Origin of the sequence: Paenibacillus sp. UNC217MF (assembly GCF_000686865.1) — a bacterium.
In the GTDB taxonomy this organism is placed as follows: domain Bacteria; phylum Bacillota; class Bacilli; order Paenibacillales; family Paenibacillaceae; genus Paenibacillus_B; species Paenibacillus_B suaedae.
On record NZ_JMLT01000003.1, the window covers coordinates 563,254 to 583,701 of the forward strand.

General features: G+C 50.3%; 22 protein-coding genes. 2 read left to right on the forward strand and 20 right to left on the reverse strand.

Going from position 1 to position 20,448, the window contains the following annotated elements:
* Window positions 1–474: 474 nt before the first annotated feature.
* The 5 genes from BP95_RS0102705 to BP95_RS0102725 all read right to left on the reverse strand — a co-directional run bounded on the left by BP95_RS0102705 (window position 475) and on the right by BP95_RS0102725 (window position 4,600).
* The gene (locus tag BP95_RS0102705; protein WP_081819793.1) at window positions 475–1,428 is read right to left on the reverse strand and encodes a DUF4367 domain-containing protein; all 954 of its coding nucleotides are present in this window, start codon (window positions 1,426–1,428) and stop codon (window positions 475–477) included.
* On the reverse strand, window positions 1,388–1,978 hold the full coding sequence (locus tag BP95_RS0102710; RefSeq protein ID WP_021256917.1) for an RNA polymerase sigma factor: 591 nt from the start codon (window positions 1,976–1,978) through the stop codon (window positions 1,388–1,390). The genes BP95_RS0102705 and BP95_RS0102710 overlap by 41 nt, the downstream gene beginning before the upstream one ends.
* Before the next feature lie 348 nt (window positions 1,979–2,326).
* The gene (locus BP95_RS0102715; protein ID WP_021256918.1) at window positions 2,327–3,172 is read right to left on the reverse strand and encodes a DUF4097 family beta strand repeat-containing protein; all 846 of its coding nucleotides are present in this window, start codon (window positions 3,170–3,172) and stop codon (window positions 2,327–2,329) included.
* Window positions 3,173–3,353: 181 nt separating this feature from the next.
* Entirely contained in the window at window positions 3,354–4,076 is a 723-nt protein-coding gene (locus tag BP95_RS0102720; protein WP_021256919.1) for a 4'-phosphopantetheinyl transferase family protein, read from the reverse strand.
* Window positions 4,077–4,249: 173 nt separating this feature from the next.
* Complete coding sequence (locus tag BP95_RS0102725) at window positions 4,250–4,600, reverse strand: YrdB family protein (RefSeq protein WP_021256920.1); 351 nt, start codon at window positions 4,598–4,600, stop codon at window positions 4,250–4,252.
* 177 nt (window positions 4,601–4,777) lie between these two features.
* On the opposite strand from BP95_RS0102725, the gene BP95_RS0102730 reads away from it, so the two are divergent.
* Both BP95_RS0102730 and BP95_RS0102735 read left to right on the forward strand, forming a co-directional pair.
* Complete coding sequence (locus BP95_RS0102730; RefSeq protein WP_028531346.1) at window positions 4,778–5,362, forward strand: TetR/AcrR family transcriptional regulator; 585 nt, start codon at window positions 4,778–4,780, stop codon at window positions 5,360–5,362.
* 201 nt (window positions 5,363–5,563) lie between these two features.
* Window positions 5,564–6,796: a hypothetical protein gene (locus BP95_RS0102735; protein WP_028531347.1), complete on the forward strand. Its 1,233-nt coding sequence runs from the start codon at window positions 5,564–5,566 to the stop codon at window positions 6,794–6,796.
* A 190-nt stretch (window positions 6,797–6,986) separates the two neighbouring features.
* Here BP95_RS0102735 and BP95_RS0102740 read toward each other — a convergent pair whose 3' ends face one another.
* The 15 genes from BP95_RS0102740 to BP95_RS0102810 all read right to left on the reverse strand — a co-directional run bounded on the left by BP95_RS0102740 (window position 6,987) and on the right by BP95_RS0102810 (window position 20,222).
* Window positions 6,987–7,754, reverse strand: coding sequence for a DODA-type extradiol aromatic ring-opening family dioxygenase (locus BP95_RS0102740; RefSeq protein ID WP_021256923.1), 768 nt, complete (start codon window positions 7,752–7,754; stop codon window positions 6,987–6,989).
* Window positions 7,755–7,848: 94 nt separating this feature from the next.
* Window positions 7,849–8,484 (reverse strand): NAD(P)-dependent oxidoreductase, encoded by a 636-nt coding sequence (locus tag BP95_RS0102745; protein WP_028531348.1) that lies wholly within the window; start codon window positions 8,482–8,484, stop codon window positions 7,849–7,851.
* 209 nt (window positions 8,485–8,693) lie between these two features.
* Entirely contained in the window at window positions 8,694–9,131 is a 438-nt protein-coding gene (locus BP95_RS0102750; RefSeq protein ID WP_021256925.1) for an Rrf2 family transcriptional regulator, read from the reverse strand.
* A 576-nt stretch (window positions 9,132–9,707) separates the two neighbouring features.
* A complete protein-coding gene (gene paaX, locus BP95_RS0102755; RefSeq protein ID WP_028531349.1) occupies window positions 9,708–10,562 on the reverse strand; it encodes a phenylacetic acid degradation operon negative regulatory protein PaaX in 855 nt (284 codons plus the stop codon).
* Between the two features lie 126 nt (window positions 10,563–10,688).
* Window positions 10,689–11,111, reverse strand: a complete 423-nt coding sequence (locus tag BP95_RS0102760) for a thioesterase family protein (protein WP_028531350.1) — start codon at window positions 11,109–11,111, stop codon at window positions 10,689–10,691.
* Between the two features lie 55 nt (window positions 11,112–11,166).
* Window positions 11,167–12,366: a thiolase family protein gene (locus tag BP95_RS0102765; protein WP_021256928.1), complete on the reverse strand. Its 1,200-nt coding sequence runs from the start codon at window positions 12,364–12,366 to the stop codon at window positions 11,167–11,169.
* Window positions 12,351–13,118 (reverse strand): 3-hydroxyacyl-CoA dehydrogenase family protein, encoded by a 768-nt coding sequence (locus BP95_RS0102770; protein ID WP_028531351.1) that lies wholly within the window; start codon window positions 13,116–13,118, stop codon window positions 12,351–12,353. The genes BP95_RS0102765 and BP95_RS0102770 overlap by 16 nt, the downstream gene beginning before the upstream one ends.
* Window positions 13,108–13,986, reverse strand: a complete 879-nt coding sequence (locus BP95_RS0102775) for a 3-hydroxyacyl-CoA dehydrogenase family protein (RefSeq protein WP_051613970.1) — start codon at window positions 13,984–13,986, stop codon at window positions 13,108–13,110. Before BP95_RS0102775 ends, BP95_RS0102770 begins: the two co-directional genes overlap by 11 nt.
* Window positions 13,987–13,989: 3 nt before the next feature.
* Window positions 13,990–14,790 carry an enoyl-CoA hydratase-related protein gene (locus tag BP95_RS0102780; protein WP_028531353.1) on the reverse strand — a complete coding sequence of 267 codons (801 nt, stop codon included), beginning with the start codon at window positions 14,788–14,790 and terminating at the stop codon, window positions 13,990–13,992.
* A gap of 14 nt (window positions 14,791–14,804) precedes the next feature.
* Complete coding sequence (locus BP95_RS0102785) at window positions 14,805–15,587, reverse strand: enoyl-CoA hydratase-related protein (RefSeq protein ID WP_021256932.1); 783 nt, start codon at window positions 15,585–15,587, stop codon at window positions 14,805–14,807.
* On the reverse strand, window positions 15,584–16,939 hold the full coding sequence (locus BP95_RS0102790) for a phenylacetate--CoA ligase family protein (RefSeq protein WP_028531355.1): 1,356 nt from the start codon (window positions 16,937–16,939) through the stop codon (window positions 15,584–15,586). The genes BP95_RS0102785 and BP95_RS0102790 overlap by 4 nt, the downstream gene beginning before the upstream one ends.
* An 11-nt stretch (window positions 16,940–16,950) precedes the next feature.
* The gene (locus tag BP95_RS0102795; RefSeq protein ID WP_081819794.1) at window positions 16,951–17,901 is read right to left on the reverse strand and encodes an enoyl-CoA hydratase-related protein; all 951 of its coding nucleotides are present in this window, start codon (window positions 17,899–17,901) and stop codon (window positions 16,951–16,953) included.
* Window positions 17,902–17,974: 73 nt separating this feature from the next.
* On the reverse strand, window positions 17,975–18,406 hold the full coding sequence (locus tag BP95_RS0102800) for a PaaI family thioesterase (RefSeq protein WP_021256935.1): 432 nt from the start codon (window positions 18,404–18,406) through the stop codon (window positions 17,975–17,977).
* A complete protein-coding gene (locus BP95_RS0102805) occupies window positions 18,403–18,705 on the reverse strand; it encodes an EthD family reductase (protein ID WP_021256936.1) in 303 nt (100 codons plus the stop codon). Before BP95_RS0102805 ends, BP95_RS0102800 begins: the two co-directional genes overlap by 4 nt.
* Before the next feature lie 56 nt (window positions 18,706–18,761).
* Window positions 18,762–20,222: an NAD-dependent succinate-semialdehyde dehydrogenase gene (locus BP95_RS0102810; protein WP_021256937.1), complete on the reverse strand. Its 1,461-nt coding sequence runs from the start codon at window positions 20,220–20,222 to the stop codon at window positions 18,762–18,764.
* Window positions 20,223–20,448: the final 226 nt, after the last annotated feature.

Consider the following 20,448-nt stretch of genomic DNA (forward strand, 5'->3'; position numbering starts at 1 on the left):
CACGTAATATTTGCATAACCTTTCATGTCAAGTCGGCATCGGGGATGCACGGATTCATCAAATTAGCCCGTTTCAATCTGCAAGTCGACCTTGAATTTTGCCGTATTCCATCCGGCACCTCTGCGATGATTGACTTAACTCCGCGTCATTCAAGCCCTCCCCCCCTTTCACTCTATACAACGAACAGCTGGGCTAAAAATGTGACAACATAAAAAAATCATTCCGGTAACCACCGGATCTGACGACAAAAAACCTGGATCATCCGCCGTAATATGGCTGGCCTTGTTCTTGAACCGATTCAATCATAAGGCGTGCAGCCTGATCTGACCGGTTAAAATAACCCCACAAAGTGACGTGTAGCCTTTGAAGCTTATTCCGATTACTTTGCGGGGACCCCGGAAGTTTTGATATGTAAAAGAAAACGGGAACCCGCTCCAATTCGCTTTGGAGCAGCCCCCATTTTTTAGTCGTTTATTATTCCAAATAACTTTCAGCAATTTTCATCAAGGCTTCTTTGCTTACCTTATTTATATCTCCATCTATCGTATAGACGTATCTTACCTTTTTGTCAGGGCTCTCGTATACCCATCTCAACTCATGCCACTTTGAACGACCCCAATCTGTATACAGCATTTCTACTCCCTTCACTTGAACCTTCTCCTGCTTAAACTCTACTTTCTCGTCAATATACAATCCAGCGTTCATGCTCTTTCCACTCAGATTAGTGACATTAACCCCGATTTTATCCTCTCCATTTTGATACGTAGCATTGAGAATGAAAAACTGATTTGTCATTTCAACCGGCATCATGGCATATCCCTGATTGGATTCTTCCGCCTGCTTTCTCAGTTTTTCCGCCAGCGCCTTTTGTTCTTTCAGAGAAGGTGGGTTTACTTCCTGAGCATTTCTAAAGAGCACATCCGCTTCTTTGAATTTATAATTTCCATTGACACTGTCTGGAATCTTGATGGACTTATCCGTAATCTTTTCGCGTAATTGAGAGAGATTTTGGAATGGCATCGCCTTCGTTCCAAGATTTGTTTGATGATCCGGGTTATTGGCAACCAGATAGAACAGTCCAGCTTCACCGCTCTTTAACATCTTCTCCTTAAGTTCATGAAATGCCTTGAAATGCTCTTGTACATCTTTCGTTTCTGCTGGTCCCATCTCTTTCGCCGATTTAGTCTCATATACGACTTCGCCATCCTTATTCGACAATGAATTATACTGAACGGCCGCGTAACCCGTGGAAGCCATTAACATCGTCCCTACAATCACAGTCAAAGAAACTTTATATTTCACAAAAAACCTCTCTTTTTTTTGGGGTTCGGCATGCAAAATACTCATGATCTTTCCTGTCAAGTCGGCGTCGGGAATGCGCGGGTCATTAAATAATTTTTTTAAATCCCGATCCTTGTCCATATTCATACACTCCCAGCCCCTTTACATGAGCATAATGCTCTCGGAATTTTGCAGCCGTACGTTCGTATTTTTTACGCAGGCTTGCGCTGCTTTTACCCAAAATCAAACCGATCTCCTGGTAGCTCTTATCCTCGACGCAACGTAAAATTAATAAGTTCCGCTCTTCGGCCGTTAATTTTGACAAGGCTCGATGAACGGATTCATCAAAATAGTTAGCTTCAATCTGCAAATCGACATCTTTATTTTCCTTCTCGTCCCGGTAAAAAAACGGCAAATATTTCACCAGCTTCCGCTTGCGGATCATATCAATGCATTGATGATAAGCAATCTTGTACAACCAGGCTCGAAAGGGGACCTCACTCTGATATTTCCGCAAATTGCGAAATGTCTTTAAAAATACTTCCTGTGCGTTATCCTCCGCTTCGGTATAATTGCCGAGCATGTGATAACAATAGAGAAAAATCGGTTTTTGGTATTTCTCCATAATCATTTCAAATTTTGCTGTGTTCCCATCCAGAACCTCTGCGATGATCTGACTTAACTCCGCGTCATCCAAGCCCTACTCCCCCCTTCCACTCTATACAACGAACAACTGGGCTAAGAATGTGACAACATGAAAAATAATTTCGGTAACTATAGGATATGACGACAATAAAACGACCTGCGGATTAAGGTAAATTGAGGATAAAAGGGCACGCAACGACCAATTCGTTCCCAGCACTTATGAGGGGATGTAAATGGGGACATAATCTGTCCATATGTAGGGTTTAACCTTTCCTTGTTTCTAAAAAGGAAACTGAAGAATGGGAGGCCGCCAGCATTTCAAAAAAAAACTATGCTACGCAAATCTCGATAGAAAAAGAGGCCGGGTTTCTCGTAGCGTTGAAACGGCCCCTTTCCGACATTATTTGATTTTTTCCAATATCATTTTCCCAGACGAAGTCGTTACATCCAGAACAGGCGACTCCGATGTGGCCTGATTGACACTTGCCTCGAAATTTCTCTTGCTTTCCTTATGCTCGAGCGTTACCGGAATTTTCAAATCGGCACGTTCCAGCTTCGTATCGCCTACAATTCGAAATACCGCGTCCGGCTGGACTCGAATGGTCGCATTGCCCGAACTTGTATGAACGCGAACCGATTCATGGAATGGATCAATAGCCACATCTACGTTGCCAGAGGAAGCCTCTACACTTCCTTTTCCCGCCATTCTTCCGAGTTCAATGTTGCCCGAACTAGCTTCCACTTTATATTCCTTCCCCGCATATCCTTCAACGGATATGTTTCCGGACGAAGCTTCGACAGACAATTGGCCAGCTTCAATCTCACCTGTCGTAATATTACCGCTCGAAGCTTCTATCTTCAATTCCTCATAGACCTTCGCGGGAACTTCAACCTCTAGCGATAGAGATATGTTGGAATATAACTTTCCCATTATTGGCCCCACCTTGATCGCTAGCTGATCTTGATCCATTTCCGTGGACAGGAGTTGTTCTTTCTCTTCTTCGCTGCCATCGAATGTACCTTTTAATTGAACTTGAATCGAATCGCTAGTTCCAATCTTATATTGGATGTTGGAGCTCTTTGTCTGAATCGAGATGCGAGATACATTCCCAGCGTCCAAAGATCGCTCTACATGAACAGGGATATCTTTCGTAGAAAGCACATTTGATATTCCTTGCTTACATGCGCTTAGGCCGAGTAGAATAGGGATCATCAACATAGCAGTTATCCATCTTTTGTTATTCAATTTGATTAATCTCCTTTATGAAATTACAAGATAATTACATGATATTGGAATGATTTATCCGTATGACGCTGATTAGGATCACCGCTACTTCAACTTGTGAATTCCTCGAAGCCTCATTACCTCATCCATGAATCATCATTTGTAATGCGTCCAATCGTACAAACTGCAATAGTCTTATCTGTCAGGTCGCAGACGCAGCATGGGCTCGCAGATCTACATATCGCTGCAAAAATTCGGAGGCTTTACTAACGGCACAGGTCTCTGGCAGCCGCTTATACGCCGAGCAAGCAGTCATCTTATAATCAGGATGAACGGAATAAGACTTCCAATAATACGGGATGTCGCTAGGTGACGCTAATTGCCATGCAGCTTCGCCAGTCAGACTAGGGGTGAACGAACACAAGTCAATAGGCATGGATAACCCTTTGCCATCAGCCTTCACATAACTTTCCTTATAGGTCCACAGCTCGATAAAGTGCTCCATCCGTTCGTTTACTGGTACAGAGTCAAGCACCCGCTTCTCATCGATTGACAAAATGCTTGCAAAGCTCCCTAGCTCCATATCTTCATCAATCTGTTCTATATCAATCCCTACTGGGTGATCCTGATCGTTCGCAATGCCGACAACCCATGTTCCTGAATGCGAGATATTGAATTGAATGTGATGGTAAGGCCCACTCATATAAGGCTTGCCGAACTGATCCGCTTGAATCGCAATTTGATCAGATGAACAGCCTGTCATCTCTATTATTAAGCTCTTGGCAACGAGCTCACTTAGCACACAACGAATAGAGTCCATCTCTCGATAGAAACGGCCTACCCTCTCTCTTCGCTCTGGCGATAGAAAAGGCAGCCAGTCGTTCAGCCTGATCATGCTGTCAATTCGAACGGCAATTACTTTCATGATGCCTCCTTCTGCCATACATTCCTGATATATGACAAAAATTATACACCCACCCCAATCATACTACAATATTTCCCTTTATTTCCTCTACATACGATCCACGTGAATAAAATAAAAAACACCCAACTGCACGAGTTGAGTGCCACTGAGTAACGGTTACTAGATGACTGGTTTCACTGATTCCACATATACATCAACAACCAATTCCCCACCAGAACAATGAGAAAGATAGCAGCCCACACATGCTTTCCTACCACGTGCAGCGATAATGCAGCCAGACCAAAAAAAGCGGCCTCGAACAGCGCTCGGATCCAGCCTTCAAGCGGTATCATTGCCTTGGGAGAGCCAAATGTCCCCCATATCAACATCGCCACGATAACGGAACCACCACCGAGCAAAACCTTCGTTAGAGTACTGTTGCCCCTCTGTATTCCCCAATACGCAAAAGCTGCCAATGTACAAAGCTCCAACACGAACCGCAATCCTAAATTACATATTTGCAACACGTAGATGAACGTATCCATGCTCTCTCCCTCCATCTGATAGGAATCCACACCAAAAAACAAACGATGTTATTGAATTAACTAATTACATTAGTTATAATATATCTAGATGGGGTCAATTGTCTATTGGGCATTGGCTATTTACAATTAACTAACAGTGAATGAACTGAATGACTTAACAACAGAGGAGAAATGAACATGTCACCAAGAGTTGGTTTGACTCCCGCAATGATACTAGAAGCAGCTACCCTAATTGCGGACAAACAGGGGATCGAAGCAGTTACGCTGGCTTCATTAGCACAGCAGCTGAAGGTACGCCCCCCGTCCCTATATAATCACGTTGACGGTTTGCAGGGAATACGACTTTTGTTGTCTATTCATGGCCTGGAGCAATTAAACCACGCCTTGACACGTGCAGCTATTGGACGTTCAGGCGATGAGGCTGTTCGCTCGATAGGCAAAGCATATGTTGCCTTCGTCCGCAATCACCCTGGACTCTATGATGCAACACTCCTAGCCCCTGATCCACAAAACGCGGATGTGCAGCGTGTCAGTACGGAAATTGTTGAACTGGTCGTTCAAGTCCTGCATGCATATGAACTTACTGGCGATGCTGCGATTCATGCTGCACGCGGTCTTCGCAGCTTACTGCACGGGTTCGCATCATTGGAGCAAAAGGGAGGCTTCGGCATTCCCCTCGACCTCGATGTCAGCCTAGAACTGCTAATCGATGCTTTTATTGCCGGCATTCACACGATCAAGGAATCTGCAGGGTCGCAATAGACAGCAATCCCACTCAACCAAAATCAAGAATTGAAACATCGTTTAGACTAGCAACTTATTATTCGATACCAGTAGGACGCGTAAATGCCGGTCGAATGATCGGCATTTGTTCATCCGTGTATGCTGCTGACGAAATTTTGAACATTCCCCCTACGCACATATCCGCCTGTTCCATTCTAATCCGAGCAGCGGGTGATTCATGTGGATGAAGAAATTCAACGATTGGAACAGGATCAGCAATCGGTATCTAAGTACGCAGAGCAGTATCAGCGCTTTCCCGAGCAGATGAATCAGTCTAGAAATTCCGTCTCCCAGATTGTCGAGGAGCATCGCTTGAAGCTCGTGCGTATCGATCCATACGGCAAGATTGAAGAAGCACAGCAGAGTAATGAGCAGATGCTTGATCGCCTGAAGCTTGGAGAAGTTCCTGTCACGGCACAGCATGCCGAGCGCGCAAGCCTACTGCTCGCTGAAGCTGTCCAGATCACGCAGCGTCTAGCGGACTTGAAGTTGAAGAATGCTCGTGATATCCAGTCGATAGTGACGAAGCTGTCCCAATATGCAGCCCAGGATAGGGAACTGTCTGCATTGACTGCACGTGCACAGACGCAATATCGAGGCAAGTACTGGGAACAGGCTTGGAGGCAGTATCGTGAGGAGCTTCAGGCTGTAGATACCGTACAATCCGCACTTCGTCGAGTGACCCAATGGTGCGATGAGGACGTGCAGGAATATGAACAAGCAAGAAGCGAACTCGATCACATCCTTGCAATCCTTCAGCCGCTTGATCAAGCGGCTGAACAGTACAACGACTTAATCCACAAGCTCGATCGCAAGTTGGAGGAAGCGAAGCAGATGCAAGTATCTGCTGAAGACAGCTTCGCTCAAGGCTTGCATACGATCGATCGCCATCGTATCTACTCCAACTGGCTGCAGCAGGAGAAGAGCTTGGCAGCCATGCAATCCAGCATACGCCAGCTCCTGGCACAGCAGCCGTATGATATGGATTTACTTACAGATACGGGAACACGATTCATGAATGAAGCAAATCAATTCTTGAGTGCAGTCGAACGTGCCGCGATTCAAAAACAAAATGTGGAACAGGAACTGGCTAGAATGGAGCAGCGATATCGTTCATCCAGCGCCAAATATGGCAGCAGGCTGAATGTTCACCAATATGGCTCACAGTTCTCATCCATTAGCACTGACGTTGATCGGTTAATGCATAATGGTGCTTATGACGAGGCCGCACGCAAATCAGGCATCCTTACAGCAATGGAGCAAGCTTACGAATCGATCATAAGACAAGAAAGACAGCAAGAGGAAGCGGCCGCACGGCAAGCAGCTAATCGCAATACGAGCGGCAACTCATCTGGAGGATCAAGCTGGGGCAACAACAATAATTCTAATTCCTCAGGCGGATCAAGCTGGTAAGCAACATGTTGAAGGATAACACAATTGGATAACACAACTGTAGGTAACTTTGCTCATCTAGTTACCTTAGGTTATCTTAGGTTATAACAGGGTAACCATTGCTACCTCGCAAGTGCTGCATAGCAAGAAGAGAGCTATCCCAGTCACAGTATTCCAGTGTAAGGATAGCTCTCTTTCGATTGTAGAAGCATTACGTAAAGGACATGCACATATAGCTGAGTGTCCCCATCTCATAGCTGCGATGAATGACCTTCGGATCATAGGCAGCTCCTGCACTTCCAAGCGCAATGAAGAATGGGACAAAATGTTCTGCCCGCGGTACTGCTAATGCAGCATGCGGAGCATGCTCCCGATAAGCTGCCAGTTCACTCCATTGCTTCTTCTCCAGCTTCTCAATGAGCCAGTCATCGAACTGAACTGCCCAAGCTTCCGGCTCTGTCTGCTCCCACTTCAACATGCGCAAATTATGCACGGTCGCTCCGCTGCCTATGAGAAGAATATCCTCATCCAACTCACTTAGTGCCTCACCGATTAGCAGCTGCTGCTCTGCGGGAAGGAATGGGTTTACCGAGATTTGTACGACCGGAATATTCGCATTCGGATACAAATGCTTCAACAACGACCATGAACCATGATCTAGACCGCGTGATTCATCACGGTTTACGGCAATCCCACGTGCTGACAAGCAGCGTTCTACTTCAGTGGCAATTTCGATGGAACCTGTAGCCGGATACTTCACCTGAAACAATTCATCTGGAAAACCATAGAAATCATAGATCGTCTCATACGTTCCAGTTTGGAACGATATTGTAGTCTCTTCGGTTTCCCAATGGGCACTGAACAGAACAATCGCCTTCGGCTGCATGCTTGCTCCGAGCTCAGTTAGAAAACGAGTATATTCATTATCCAATATGGCAATCATCGGCGAACCGTGACTAAGAAAGATTGATTTTGGCATCTCGATTCTCCTTTATTGTTCAACTATGCTGTATCCTGGAGCCTAGCCGCAGCTAGGCATCCATTCATAACGTTTGAATTGTAAATCGCAACGATTAATAAGCTGCTGTGAAGCGACGGCCTGTAAATTGCGGGTTCTCCACTTCATCCAAGATGGCCACGGAGAAATCTTCTGCTGAGATGCGGCTGTTGCCTTCTGCGTCTACAACCAATTGGTCAGTACCAGTACGATATTGTCCAGTACGCTCTCCTGGCTCGATCATGGCAGCAGGACTTACATTCGTCCATGCCAATGTGGATTCATGACGATATACATCAAGCGCGTCACGGTGAGCGAGTGCAATTGGCTTCCATGCATCTGGGAAGTCCGGAGTATCCACCACTTGAACGCCTGGAGCCACTTCAAGACTGCCCGCTCCGCCAACGGAAATCAAGCGCTCAACACCTGCCTGTTTCACCCCGTTAATCAAGGCGCGAGTAGCTTCGACAAGCGCAGATTCTTCACCCATCTTAGGACCGATGGAACTAATCACAACATCATGGCCTGCTGTACGCTCCGCAACACTTGCAGAATTCAGAATATCTCCGGTTACCACTGTCAAGTTCGCATGCGACTGTGCAACACGTGAAGCATCACGAACAACTGCCGTTACCTCATGTCCTCTAGTCAAAGCCTCGTTCACAATACGTTGTCCAATTGTACCTGTAGCACCATATACTGCAATTTTCATAATCATCGATCTTCCCTTCTATATTCAATATTCGTTATTGCCTTCAAGTAAGTACCTTCAAGTAAGTACCTTCAAGTAAGCAGTGCACGCTCACAACCACAATAAAACTTTAATGTAATAAAGGAAGTTACAACTAACCCGCGAAAAACTCCATTAGTCACTGGAGTATTTCTAATTCGGATTGATAACCGCCTGCATCCTAGAACGATTTACTCATTCTCTTCCATTCGATCCTTCAGGTCAACTGCCAGATGATCCAAGGTCATTTCTGCCAGCACCTGCTCCATGGCGGATTGCGCACGCAGCATAACCAGTTGTAACACCGATTCTATATTGGCTCCGATTGGACACTTCGGATTCGGATGATCATGGAACCCGAACAACTCTCCCTCTTCAACAGCCTCTACAGCACGATATACATCAAGAAGCGTAATATCGCCTGCCAGCTTGCTTAACGTTGCCCCACCAGTTCCAGGTCGTACATCGACGAGTCCAGCCTTTTTCAATTGAGACGTTACCCGCCGGATAACAACAGGATTCGTGTTGACGCTGCCCGCCATCCACTCCGACGTATGATGGGCGTTCGGTTCAAGCGCCAGCAAGGATAGAATGTGGACGGCTACACTAAAGCGGCTGCTTATCTTCATGCTGCTCACCCTTTCGTGTAACCATTATAGTTACAACCAGTTTGAATTGTCAAGCTTCCTTTTTCCACCTACAAATGAATAGCGGCCACGCCATTCGATATATTGGCGCACACCGCTATCTCACTTAGTGATAACACACTGTAATCCTCGCAATTCCCTATATGTCAAGCTGCCTATTTTGAATTTTGGCACAAATTACAGAAGCAAAGCGCTTATCTTTATGTGCAAATTGAAATGTAGGACATTTATTTGTACGTTTCCCTAGTAACTAAATTCGGATTCAACCAAATGATTCCACAAACAGGAAAGCTATATTATACACAAACATACAGAATGAGGACAAGTATTCATAAAGGAGGAGACACGTAATAAACCGCAAAACGCACTATTGGAATCATCGAAAAGCTGTTTACTCGATGTCTTATGACCTTGCACAAGCTTCCATTAAAAGCAACGGTAATACGACCCTACGTTAAAGCACGGAAGCAAAAAGGCTGCAAAGAGCCCTTATAAATCAAAATTCATAGAGATTCATTTTCCCGAGATATGTACACCTATGCAAATGTTCCAAAAGTGTTATGCATGCTCGATATTGCGAAGCGGAAGCGCATCAGGAGAAGGTTCATATACTTGTTCAAAAAAACGACTGGCCCCTGTATGCAGCAAATCATAGTAGTTGTGGAACAATTGATCCGCTTCCTTACCTAACCACACATCTGGCAACAGTTCTTCAGGGAAGTCAGGATCAATGAATAAAAACTTCCGGTACCAGTGAACCAGTTTGCTCTTCTCTACGAAGCAGTAGCCGTCAGGTATGGTGTCCCCCTGCTGCTGCATCGTGAGCAATTTTTCATAACTTGGGCGGTATACCTCAATAAATTCAGCATAAGCCGCATTAATCTCATCGATGTTCCAGCACTTCTGCACCAACTGCCTAGATTTGCTCCAAGCGATATGATCCGCCTTAAAAATTTCCACATATCCAGATATCCCGCGTGATTCCACGATGTCCCTTACCTTGTCAGTTAAATCGTTAGGACTGATCCAGGTGCTCGTCGTCAACATGCCAAAGCCGAGCCATGCCAGTTCCTTGCGCAATTGATCCCGTATGCCCCGATCCTTTTCGGGAATGTTGTAGCTCGCAATGCACCATTTGCCGTCCCACACATCTGTCTCTTGCTTATAAATGCGGGCCGCCGCCTCATCCAAGCGCCGCTTGCCGCGCGGGGACATTGAATAATAGCTGCGATTTCCCACCTTGCGCGACTCCAGCCATCCTTGGCGCAGCATGCGTGAGATAGCGGCCCGTACGGCCTGTTCGGTCAAACCGAATTCACCCATCAGGGCGGTCAGGCTCCCAACCCAGATTTCGCTACCATAATGACGTACATACTCGCCGTATATGGTAAACAGCATCGATTGCGGCCTCATGTTCACCACTCCTAGTCGATCACGTGATTTCCAAATGTTGTATCTCGTCAAATTGTATCACTTGATTCTCCATAGCTCAAGCAAAATGGAGGGCATGTCGGAGTGGAGGAACCACCGCTCAGCTTGTCAAGATAGCTTCTGCTCTTCTTCCGCCTTGCGGCGCAAAGCCGTGAGCCGCTCTGCCATCGTATTTTTATAGAAAATCGCCTGCGTAAACGTTCCTTTGCCGACTAGATTGATTCGCGTCTCTGCCGTCACCTCGCACACCATGCGCTTAGCCCCCACCTCGATACATACAGCTCGAAATGTTACCTCCTGTCCGGCGACCGCAGGCCCTACATGCTTTATATCAAGAGCGAGCCCCGAAGCTTCTTCCTCTTCGTCCAAAAAAGGAACGATCATCTCTCGACCAGCCTTCTCCATATAGTAAATCATGGTGACGGTAGACATCACTTCGTGAATGGCCGTGCCGTCAAAAGCAGGATACATATCCGGTGTAACAGTCACAGCAAAAGCTATTTCAGCGCCTGGAACCAATCCTTGCTTCACGTCGATTCCTCCTCGCCAAAAAAATCAACCATGCCCATTCAGGCTGCCGGCCAGGTCATATTCGCTCAATTATAGTGGCGATGCCTTGACCGACACCGATGCACATCGCAGCCAAGCCGTAACGAACCTCTCGGCGCTCCATCTCATTGAGCAGTGTCGTTAATATCCGAGCCCCGCTGCACCCGAGCGGATGCCCAATCGCAATCGCCCCGCCGTTCACATTCACCCGTACCGGGTCGATATTCAACTCCCGCATGCTGGCAATTGCCTGTGCAGCAAATGCTTCATTCAGCTCGAACAGATCAATGTCCTCGATACTCAGTCCAGCCTGCTGAAGTGCTTTGCGCGCGGCCGGCACGGGGCCGATTCCCATCACGGACGGATCTACGCCAGCAGATGCAGCAGCAACTACGCGGGCGCGTGGGCGAAATCCAAGCGAATGGGCGGCCTCCTGTTCCATAATGAGCAGCGCCGCTGCCCCGTCGTTCAGTCCCGACGAGTTCCCGGCCGTCACAGTTCCCCCTTGCTTGAAGGCCGGCTTCAACTTCTGCAACTGCTCCAGCGTCGTCTCAGGACGAGGATGTTCATCCTGCTCGATCTTCATGATCTGGCCCTTGCGCCCAGTCACCTCCACCGGAACAAGCTCGGCTGCAAACTTCCCCGCTGCTTGGGCTTCAGCATACTTCCGTTGGCTGGATAGCGCAAACTCATCCTGCGCCTCCCGACTGACGCCGTATTGCTCCGCCACGTTCTCCGCCGTCTCCCCTAGACTGATGGGAGGATAGAGAGTGGCCAGCTTGTCATTGGTCATCCTCCAGCCCAAAGTCGTATCGTAGATCTGCTGGTGCCCACGCTGAAAAGCGGCCTCCGGCTTCATCATCACATAAGGTGCCCGCGTCATGCTCTCCGTTCCGGCAGCAATATACATATGTCCCGCCCCTGCCATAATGGCATAGGCGCTTTGCTGAACGGCCTCCATGCCAGATCCACATAGGCGATTTACCGTCACGCCCGGCACCTCGACCGGCATTCCAGCCAGCAGCAGCGACATGCGCGCCACATTGCGGCAATCCTCCCCCGCTTGATTTGCACAGCCAACAATAACGCCGTCTACCCGCTCCGGGGCGACTGGATTCCGCTCCAACAGGCTGCGAATAACGATCGCGCCCAGATCATCGGCGCGCACACCCTTGAGCGCTCCGCCGTAGCGTCCGATCGGCGTACGTATCGCATCAATAATTACGGGTGTTGCCATCTTGTTCCCCCCCCAATATCATAGGAATAGAAGCCTTGGCCGCGGCGGGAGCCAAACCGGCCTGCTAGCACGAGCTTGCGCAGTAGCGGAGCTGGGCGGTACCGCTCTTCACCCAGATCGCGGTGGAGCCCGCTCAGAACCGCCAGCACATCATCCAGCCCGATTCTGTCTGCCCATTCAAGCGGACCGTACGGATAACCGGTTCCCAGCTTCATAGCCGTATCGATATCCGCAGCGGAAGCCGTCCCTTCCATTAGAGCGAAGGCAGCTTCATTTACGATTAAGGCGAGAATGCGCGGGAAGACGAGCCCCGCCTCATCCTGCACAATGTCTACCTGTTTACCCAAAGAGCGGAACAGTTCCTCCAGACGATGAAGGGTTTCCTTTGATGTCTGCAAGGCAGGAGCCACTTCAATCAACTCGCGTTCTTCCAGGGGTGCGAGCGTTCCGAATCCGCATATTCGCTTCGGTTGAGATGCCCATGATGCGATCTCAGTGGCAGAGAGAGCTAACGAGGTAGCCGCGATTGGTATTTCTGGCGGTAATAGCCGATCCATTTTCACGATGTTGGCCTGCTTTTCAAGCACATCATCATTGGTTACTTCCATACCGTATCGAACCGAGGAGAGGGCATCCCTGCACTCCTCCGACTCTGCCAAGGAAATAATCTGATATCCGCTTCGTTCTAGCAGCACATGAAGGCCTTCGCGCAGCGGGCCGTTCCCATCCAACAGGATCGTGTTATTGGTCATATGAATAAAACCCCTCTCCTGTCTTCCTGCCTAAGCTTCCTGCCTGCACCATGCGCTGCTGTATCCGGCTCGGCTTGAAGCGGCTCTCATGATTGAACCGGGTATAAACCGATTCCGTTGTCGCCAGGTTCACGTCGAGACCAATTAGATCCTGCAGCTCGAACGGCCCCATTTTGAAACCGCCAGCCTGCTTCATAATGCGATCAATCTGCTCCGGTTTAGCCACTCGGTCGCTTATGATGCGCAGCGCTTCATTATAATAAGGTCGGGCGACGCGGTTGACGATAAATCCGGGCGAGTCCTCCGCCAACACAGGCACCTTGCCAAGTTCCTCCGCAAACCTGCGAGCTGCAGCGATGCAGGCATCTGCCGACTTGTGGCCGCGGATGACTTCCACGAGCGGCATCACCGGCGCAGGGTTGAAGAAATGAAAGCCTATGATGCGCTCCGGATGAGGCAAGCCTGCTGCAAGTTCCGTAATGGAAAGGGAAGACGTATTGCTCAGCAGCAGAGCATCACTGCTGCAAAGCTCTGTTAAGCGGGCGAACACAGAGCGCTTCAACTCCAGATTCTCGGGGATCGCCTCGATGACGATCGAGCATGAGCTTAATGCTGCCATGTCCTGCACTAACTCAATAAGATTATGTGTCGACCGTTTCTCTTCCGCCGAGATTTTCCCCTTCGCAACATCCTTCGACAGAACCGTACCAATATAGGTTTGCGCAGCTTCCAGCACCTCTGGCTTAATATCCTGCAATCGAACACGGCGACCCTGCCGAGCGCATACGAGCGCAATCCCCGCTCCCATCGTGCCAGCACCGATAATACCGACCATGCCGAGGCTTCCTCCGGAAACATAGTCTTCCATCGGCTATACCCCCTTGAACATAGGCGGCCGCTTCTCTAGAAAAGCCTGCATGCCTTCCCGGTGATCCTGCGTGCGTCCGGCAATCTCCTGGGCATATGCCTCCTGCTCCAGTGTCTCCGCCAGCCCCTTTTCCAGTCCCCGGTTCATTGTCTGCTTCATCAACCAGATCGCCCGCGTTGGAAGCTGAGCTAGCTTGGCTGCAAGCTCATCTGCTTCCTCGTCCAGCCGTTCGGCAGAGCATACGCGATTGACCAAGCCAATCCGATGCGCCTCCTTCGCCGTAACGCGATCCCGAATCGTGACAATTTCTATCGCCTTGGCCAAGCCGACAAGGCGCGGCAGGAAGTAGCATCCCCCTGAATCGGGAACAAGCCCTATATTAATGAATGCACTGACAAAATAAGCCCGCTCAGACATCACACGCATATCACAAGCAAGAGCGAGGCTCATCCCTGCTCCTGCCGCTACGCCGTTCACAGCCGCGATAACCGGCAGCTCCGTGTTGCGAATTTGCATAATGAGCGGATTGTAGCGCGAACGCAGCATGTCGCCGTGGTTTGCAGCTCCGTCCTGCCCGACCGCACTGCCGGCACCCGGCACATCGCCCAGATCCTGCCCTGCGTTGAATGCTTTGCCCGCTCCGGTCAGGACAATACAGCGCGCCGCAGCATCTTTGCCTGCTTGACGGAACGCATCAATGATCTCGGCGATCATCTTCCCGGTGAAGGCGTTGTACTTATCCGGCCGATTCATCGTGATCCGGGCTACGCCTGCTGATACTTCGTACAGAATCGTCTCATACACAGCCATGATTCCTCCTATCTGCCCTTGAATTGGGGACTTCGCTTCTCTTGAAAAGCAAGCATGCCTTCCTTCTGATCCTCGCTCGCGAACAACAGATGGAAACATTGCCGCTCAAAATCAAGACCTTCGGCCAGCGAAAGATCCTGCGCCTTGCGAACGGCCTGCTTAATAAGGGAAACAGCCAGTGGCGGCTGGTTGGCAATGCGCCGCGCAAGCTTCAGCGCTTCCTCCAAATAAAGCTCAACTGGAGCTACCTTGTTAATTAGACCACAGCGTAGAGCCTCTTCCGCGAGCATCGTATCCCCGGTCAGCAGCAGTTCCATCGCCTTGCGCTGCCCCACTGCCCTGGTCAACCGCTGCGTTCCTCCAGCACCAGGCATAACGCCAATACGAATTTCCGGCTGCCCGAAGCGCGCCGTATCCGAGGCAACAACGAGATCACAGTTCATCATCAGCTCACAGCCTCCACCGAGCACATATCCGCTCACAGCGGCGATGATCGGTTTAGCGATGCCGCCGATGCGATCCCAGACATCGAACTGCCGCTTCAATAGCAGCGATACAGCGGATTCATCCGCCATTTCCCTAATATCCGCTCCGGCGGCGAAGGCCTTATCATTTCCTGTAATAACTAGCACCTTCACAGCATCGTCCCGATCCATTCGTTCCAGCTCGACCACCAGTTCCTGCATCAGCTCGCGATTCAAAGCATTCAACACGTCAGGCCGATTCAGGGTAAGCACACCTACAGCGCCGTCCACCGACACGGTCACATTCCTACTGCCCATCTTCGTCATCCCGCCCCCACTCCTTCACTTTCTTGAACGTCTGCCGCTCGCTTGCGGTTATCAACAATGCGTACTGCTTTTCCCTCGCTGCGCGCAATCGAATCCGGCTCATTCACATGCAGTAAAACAGAGACACCGAGCGAGCATTTGATCGCCTTGCCGATCTCCTTTACCAGCTCGGCAACCTCCTGGCTTTCCAGAGCGCTGCCTACCCGATTCCAGAATTCCGGCGTAATCTCGCAATGAATCTCGAAGCGGTCAAGTGCATTGTCCCGCTCAATGACGACTTGATAATGGGGCGCAAGTTGGGAGAAGTTAAGCAGCACAGCCTCGAGCTCGGTTGGGTAAACGTTGACGCCGCGTATAATCAGCATGTCATCTACTCTTCCTTTAATCCGGGACATCCGCATCGTCGTGCGGCCGCATTTGCAGGTACCCGGGTGAAGCGACGCAATATCGCCCGTCCGGTAGCGGATGACTGGGAATGCTTCCTTGGTCAGTGAAGTAAACACCAGCTCGCCTTCCTGCCCGTACGGCAGCGGTTCACCCGTCTCGCGATCGACCACCTCCGCCAGAAAATGATCTTCGGCAATATGCAGACCATCCTGCGCTTCCTGGCACTCGATAGCGATACCTGGCCCAAGCACCTCACTCAATCCATAAATATCAATCGCCTTAATGCCAAGAGCATCCTCTAGATGGCGGCGCATTTCCTCCGACCAAGGCTCCGCGCCAAAAATGCCGTACTCGATGCTCGTTGAACGGGTATCAATGCCCTGCTTTCGCATTTCCTCCACCAGATTCAAAATATAAGACGGTGTACCTGACAACCCGCGCGGCTTGAAATCCTGAATAAGCGTAATCTGGCGCGGTGTATTCCCTCCCGACACGGGCACAGCGACTGCGCCCAGACACTCGATGCCATAATGCAGGCCCAATCCGCCCGTGAACAAGCCATACCCATACGCGTTGTGGAAAATATCCCCGGGTCGACCGCCTGCGCAGCAAATGGCGCGCGCAACAATTTCCGCCCAAGCTTCAATATCCTGCTTCGTGTACCCCACAACGATCGGCTTGCCTCTCGTGCCGGATGAACCATGGATACGTACAACTTCGCTCATCTCGGTCGCGAACAATCCGAACGGATAATAATCGCGCAGATCGGATTTCTTCATGAACGGCAGGCGGCGGATATCATCCAAACTGCGAATGTCCTCCAGATCAAGGCCCGCCCGATCCAACGCGGCACGATGAAAAGGTACTCGGTCATATGCCCGCTTGACGGCGTGGCGGAGTCTCTCCAGTTGGAGCGCTCGCATCCGTTCATGCGGCATCGTTTCCATTTCGACATTGAATATCACGCGCTACCCTCCTACTCCCCACGGAAGACAGGCTTTCGTTTATCCGCAAAGGCTTCTAATGCCTCCGCCCGATCCTTCGTCGGGATAATCATCTCATAGGCTTGTGCCTCAACCTCTAGTCCGGAATACAGACCAACATGGCTGCCCCGGTTTATGGCGTATTTGGCCTGATAGACCGCGAGCGGCGCATTAGATGCAATCTCATTTGCCAAATCAAGCGTCATTGTGTGGAGCTGCTCTGCGTCATCGGCTATTCCGTTCAGCAATCCGTATTGCAGCGCATCTTGGGCGTTCATTTTCCGCGCAGTCAGGATGAGCTCCTTCGCCCGCGCTGGCCCGATAAGCCGCGGCAGCCGCTGCGTTCCACCTGCACCGGGAATGATGCCCAGACTCACCTCGGTAAGTCCCATACGGGCATCCCGGACAGCTAAGCGCAAATCGCAGGCCAGCATTAATTCGAAACCGCCGCCGAACGCATATCCATTCACCGCTGCAATCGTCGGCTGCGGAAGCTCCTCCACGGCGGTGAATACATCCCGGATCGCACGCACGTTGCGTCTCACCTGTTGTTCATTCAGCGTGCGCCGTTCCTTTAGATCAGCCCCTGCGCTGAAGGCTCGGCCCGTGCCCGTCACGATGACGGCACGAATCTGATGACGATCCTCCCGGATTTCCACAACGATTTCTCCCAGGCGCACCAGCGTTTCATAATTGAGGGCATTTAAGTCGGCAGGCCGATTCAGCGTAATGACGGCAACATGACCGTGGCGATCCAGCTTCACTGACTGTACCGTCCCTTGCTCTTGGAGCGTACCCTGAACTTGTACCTGGTCTTTTACCTGGTCTTGTACCTGTTCATGTCCCTGTTTCAGATTTTTCTGATATTGACCCTGTTCTTGATCCTGCACCGGCACCTCACTTTGCACCGACGCCCTGCTCAGCCTCTGCTCCTGCATCTCCATCGATTCGTTCAAGCCCCCTCTTTTCCGCTGATCCGTCTGCTCGACAACCTCCCATTGCTTTTACTCCATCGCCTTATTCCTGCTTCGTGGACGGCAATTCCGCGCCTTGTTCCCCTCGTTTTGGACTGACGCGCGCGTATGTCCCCAAAGCGACAGCGACAAGCTTCCCATCGCAGGTAATGCGAGCGTCCGTCACAATTAAATTGCGCCCCCGCTTCAGCACCCGAGACTCCGCAACGAGAAGTTCGCCGATGGCCGGAGACAAATAATTGATCTTGCTCTCCACGGTTACACACTGCTGCACCCCGTCAATCGGGGGTGCAGCCGCATGGCCCATGGCGGCGTCAGCCAACGTGTTCGTCACGCCGCCATGTACAAAGCCTTCGATGCTGTTATGAAGATCAGGATGGGTATGCAATTGCATAACACAGCCATCTTCATCCAGCCGAACGATCTCGATTCCAAGCAAATCATTAAACCGGTTGCGATGCGTCGGCTTGCTCACTCATGAACCTCCGCCATATGCATGGATACCACTTTGCCGGCAAATCCCATCAAATCCTTGCCGGACGCCTTGCCCTCAGCGGATGACAGGGCTGCCTTCAAGGCCTCTTTCGATTCAAAATACATCTCGCAAATCAGGTGCAGATCGCTATCCCCCATTGGCGTTCCATAAATCGTTCCCACTTCCATCTTCACGAGTCCAGGCATTTTTGCTGCCAATGGAGAATGGGTATTAAAATAATGCTCGTTGAACGCCTCGACATCCTCAGGCTTGCGGTAGATCGCGATTAATTTGACCATGAATAAATCCTCCCTTATCTCTCAATATTCATTCATTACATCTATCAAAACGATGATTACAACCCGAACGAAACAAATTTCGTTTCCAAAAATGCATCCATTCCGTAGCGTCCGCCCTCCAGGCCAAGTCCGCTTTCCTTCCAGCCTCCGAATGGCGCCTGAGTCTGTGTTGGTGAACCATCATTAATACCTACGATGCCGTATTCCAAAGCCTCTGCCAGACGGAAACAGCGGCTGCTGTCGCGCGTATAGGCATAGGCAGCCAAGCCATATGATGTGTCGTTCGCCATTTGGATAACGTCCGTTTCATCCGTGAAGGTCATCATCGGCACAACTGGGCCGAATGTTTCCTCGGCAGCAATCTCCATTTCCTTAGTTACGCCCGTAATGACGGTCGGCTCGCAATAGAAGCCTTTGCCGTATTCCCCCTCCATCAAGCGCTTGCCGCCGAAAACAATTTTCCCGCCTTTGTCTTGTGCATCCTGAATATGGCGCAGCACTTTATCAAGCGCCCGTTGGTTGACGAGCGGGCCAATTTCCGTCTCTTTGCTGCGTCCGTCGCCGACCTTTGCCTTGCTCAGCCGCTCGATCAGCTTGGCGCTGAATTCCTCCGCCACAGACTCATGCACATACAGGCGGTTCGTACAGATGCACATTTGACCCGAATTGCGGAACTTGCTCTCGAACAGCCCTGCAACCGCCGCGTCCAAGTCTGCATCCTCGAACACAATAAACGGCGCATGCCCGCCCAATTCCAGACTGACCCGCTTCACGTGCTTGGCCGCCCCTTCCATCAATAGCTTGCCGACGCGCGTCGAGCCAGTGAAGGCAATTTTGCGAACCTTTGGATTGTCGAGAAGTTCCTGGCCCACCGTCTCCGGCTGGCCGATGACCAGATTAGCGACACCGGCTGGGAACCCTGCTTGTGCGATCAGCTCGAATAACTTAATTGCGCTTAGCGGCGTGCTCTCGGCTGGCTTCAAAACAACCGTGCACCCTGCGGCGAGTGCGGGCGCAATCTTCCGCGCGACCATATTAACCGGGAAGTTCCATGGTGTGATCGCTCCGACGACGCCGACCGGATGGCGGCTGACCATAATTCGCTTGTTCGGCACAGAGGACGGAACCGTCTCGCCATACACCCGCTTCGCTTCCTCTGCATACCACATGAAGTTGTCGGCAGCTCCCAGCACCTCGCCCTTGGCCTCACGCAGCGGCTTGCCCATCTCGGCCGAGATGATGCTCGCCAATTCATCACGATGGCTGCGCACCAATTCATATAATTGGTACAAATATTTTGAGCGCTCACGGGCAGTCAAGCGGGACCAGCTTGGAAATGCCAGATGGGCCGCATCGATGGCCGCTCTGGCGTCCAAATGGTCACCGTAGCTTACCGTCCCTACCTCTTCACCGGTTGCCGGATTAACAACGCGGAGCGTACCGCCGCCTTGCGCTTGCGTCCATTCTCCGTTGATAAACATCGACTTCAATTCAACAGTTTGCATGCTTTTTTCCATCGTTATCGGATACCCTCCCTCTTCCTCTGCAGCTTATTCCGCTCCAAAGGCAGCGCAAATGTGCGCAATAGTGTTTCTTGCCTTTCATGACGTTGCCTTTAAAATAACTTGATCAACCCTTACAGAACCTTGTAATACCACACAAAAAACGCAGTGCAACAAACCAAACGTCTAACAACATCACATTCCCGCTAAACTACAGGCATCAATCCTTAAAATCTTGAAG

Excerpts from the sequence above, each read along its gene's own strand:
- BP95_RS0102765 (WP_021256928.1), bottom strand. The coding sequence starts at position 12,366 with ATGGCAACACCCGTAATTATTGATGCGATACGTACGCCGATCGGACGC.
- BP95_RS0102775 (WP_051613970.1), bottom strand. The coding sequence starts at position 13,986 with ATGGAAGACTATGTTTCCGGAGGAAGCCTCGGCATGGTCGGTATTATC.
- BP95_RS0102725 (WP_021256920.1), bottom strand. The coding sequence starts at position 4,600 with ATGGATACGTTCATCTACGTGTTGCAAATATGTAATTTAGGATTGCGG.
- BP95_RS0102730 (WP_028531346.1), top strand. The coding sequence starts at position 4,778 with ATGTCACCAAGAGTTGGTTTGACTCCCGCAATGATACTAGAAGCAGCT.
- BP95_RS0102720 (WP_021256919.1), bottom strand. The coding sequence starts at position 4,076 with ATGAAAGTAATTGCCGTTCGAATTGACAGCATGATCAGGCTGAACGAC.
- BP95_RS0102745 (WP_028531348.1), bottom strand. The coding sequence starts at position 8,484 with ATGAAAATTGCAGTATATGGTGCTACAGGTACAATTGGACAACGTATT.
- paaX (WP_028531349.1), bottom strand. The coding sequence starts at position 10,562 with ATGAGGCCGCAATCGATGCTGTTTACCATATACGGCGAGTATGTACGT.
- BP95_RS0102805 (WP_021256936.1), bottom strand. The coding sequence starts at position 18,705 with ATGGTCAAATTAATCGCGATCTACCGCAAGCCTGAGGATGTCGAGGCG.
- BP95_RS0102740 (WP_021256923.1), bottom strand. The coding sequence starts at position 7,754 with ATGCCAAAATCAATCTTTCTTAGTCACGGTTCGCCGATGATTGCCATA.
- BP95_RS0102785 (WP_021256932.1), bottom strand. The coding sequence starts at position 15,587 with ATGACGAAGATGGGCAGTAGGAATGTGACCGTGTCGGTGGACGGCGCT.
- BP95_RS0102705 (WP_081819793.1), bottom strand. The coding sequence starts at position 1,428 with ATGAATATGGACAAGGATCGGGATTTAAAAAAATTATTTAATGACCCG.
- BP95_RS0102810 (WP_021256937.1), bottom strand. The coding sequence starts at position 20,222 with ATGGAAAAAAGCATGCAAACTGTTGAATTGAAGTCGATGTTTATCAAC.
- BP95_RS0102750 (WP_021256925.1), bottom strand. The coding sequence starts at position 9,131 with ATGAAGATAAGCAGCCGCTTTAGTGTAGCCGTCCACATTCTATCCTTG.
- BP95_RS0102795 (WP_081819794.1), bottom strand. The coding sequence starts at position 17,901 with ATGGAGATGCAGGAGCAGAGGCTGAGCAGGGCGTCGGTGCAAAGTGAG.
- BP95_RS0102770 (WP_028531351.1), bottom strand. The coding sequence starts at position 13,118 with ATGACCAATAACACGATCCTGTTGGATGGGAACGGCCCGCTGCGCGAA.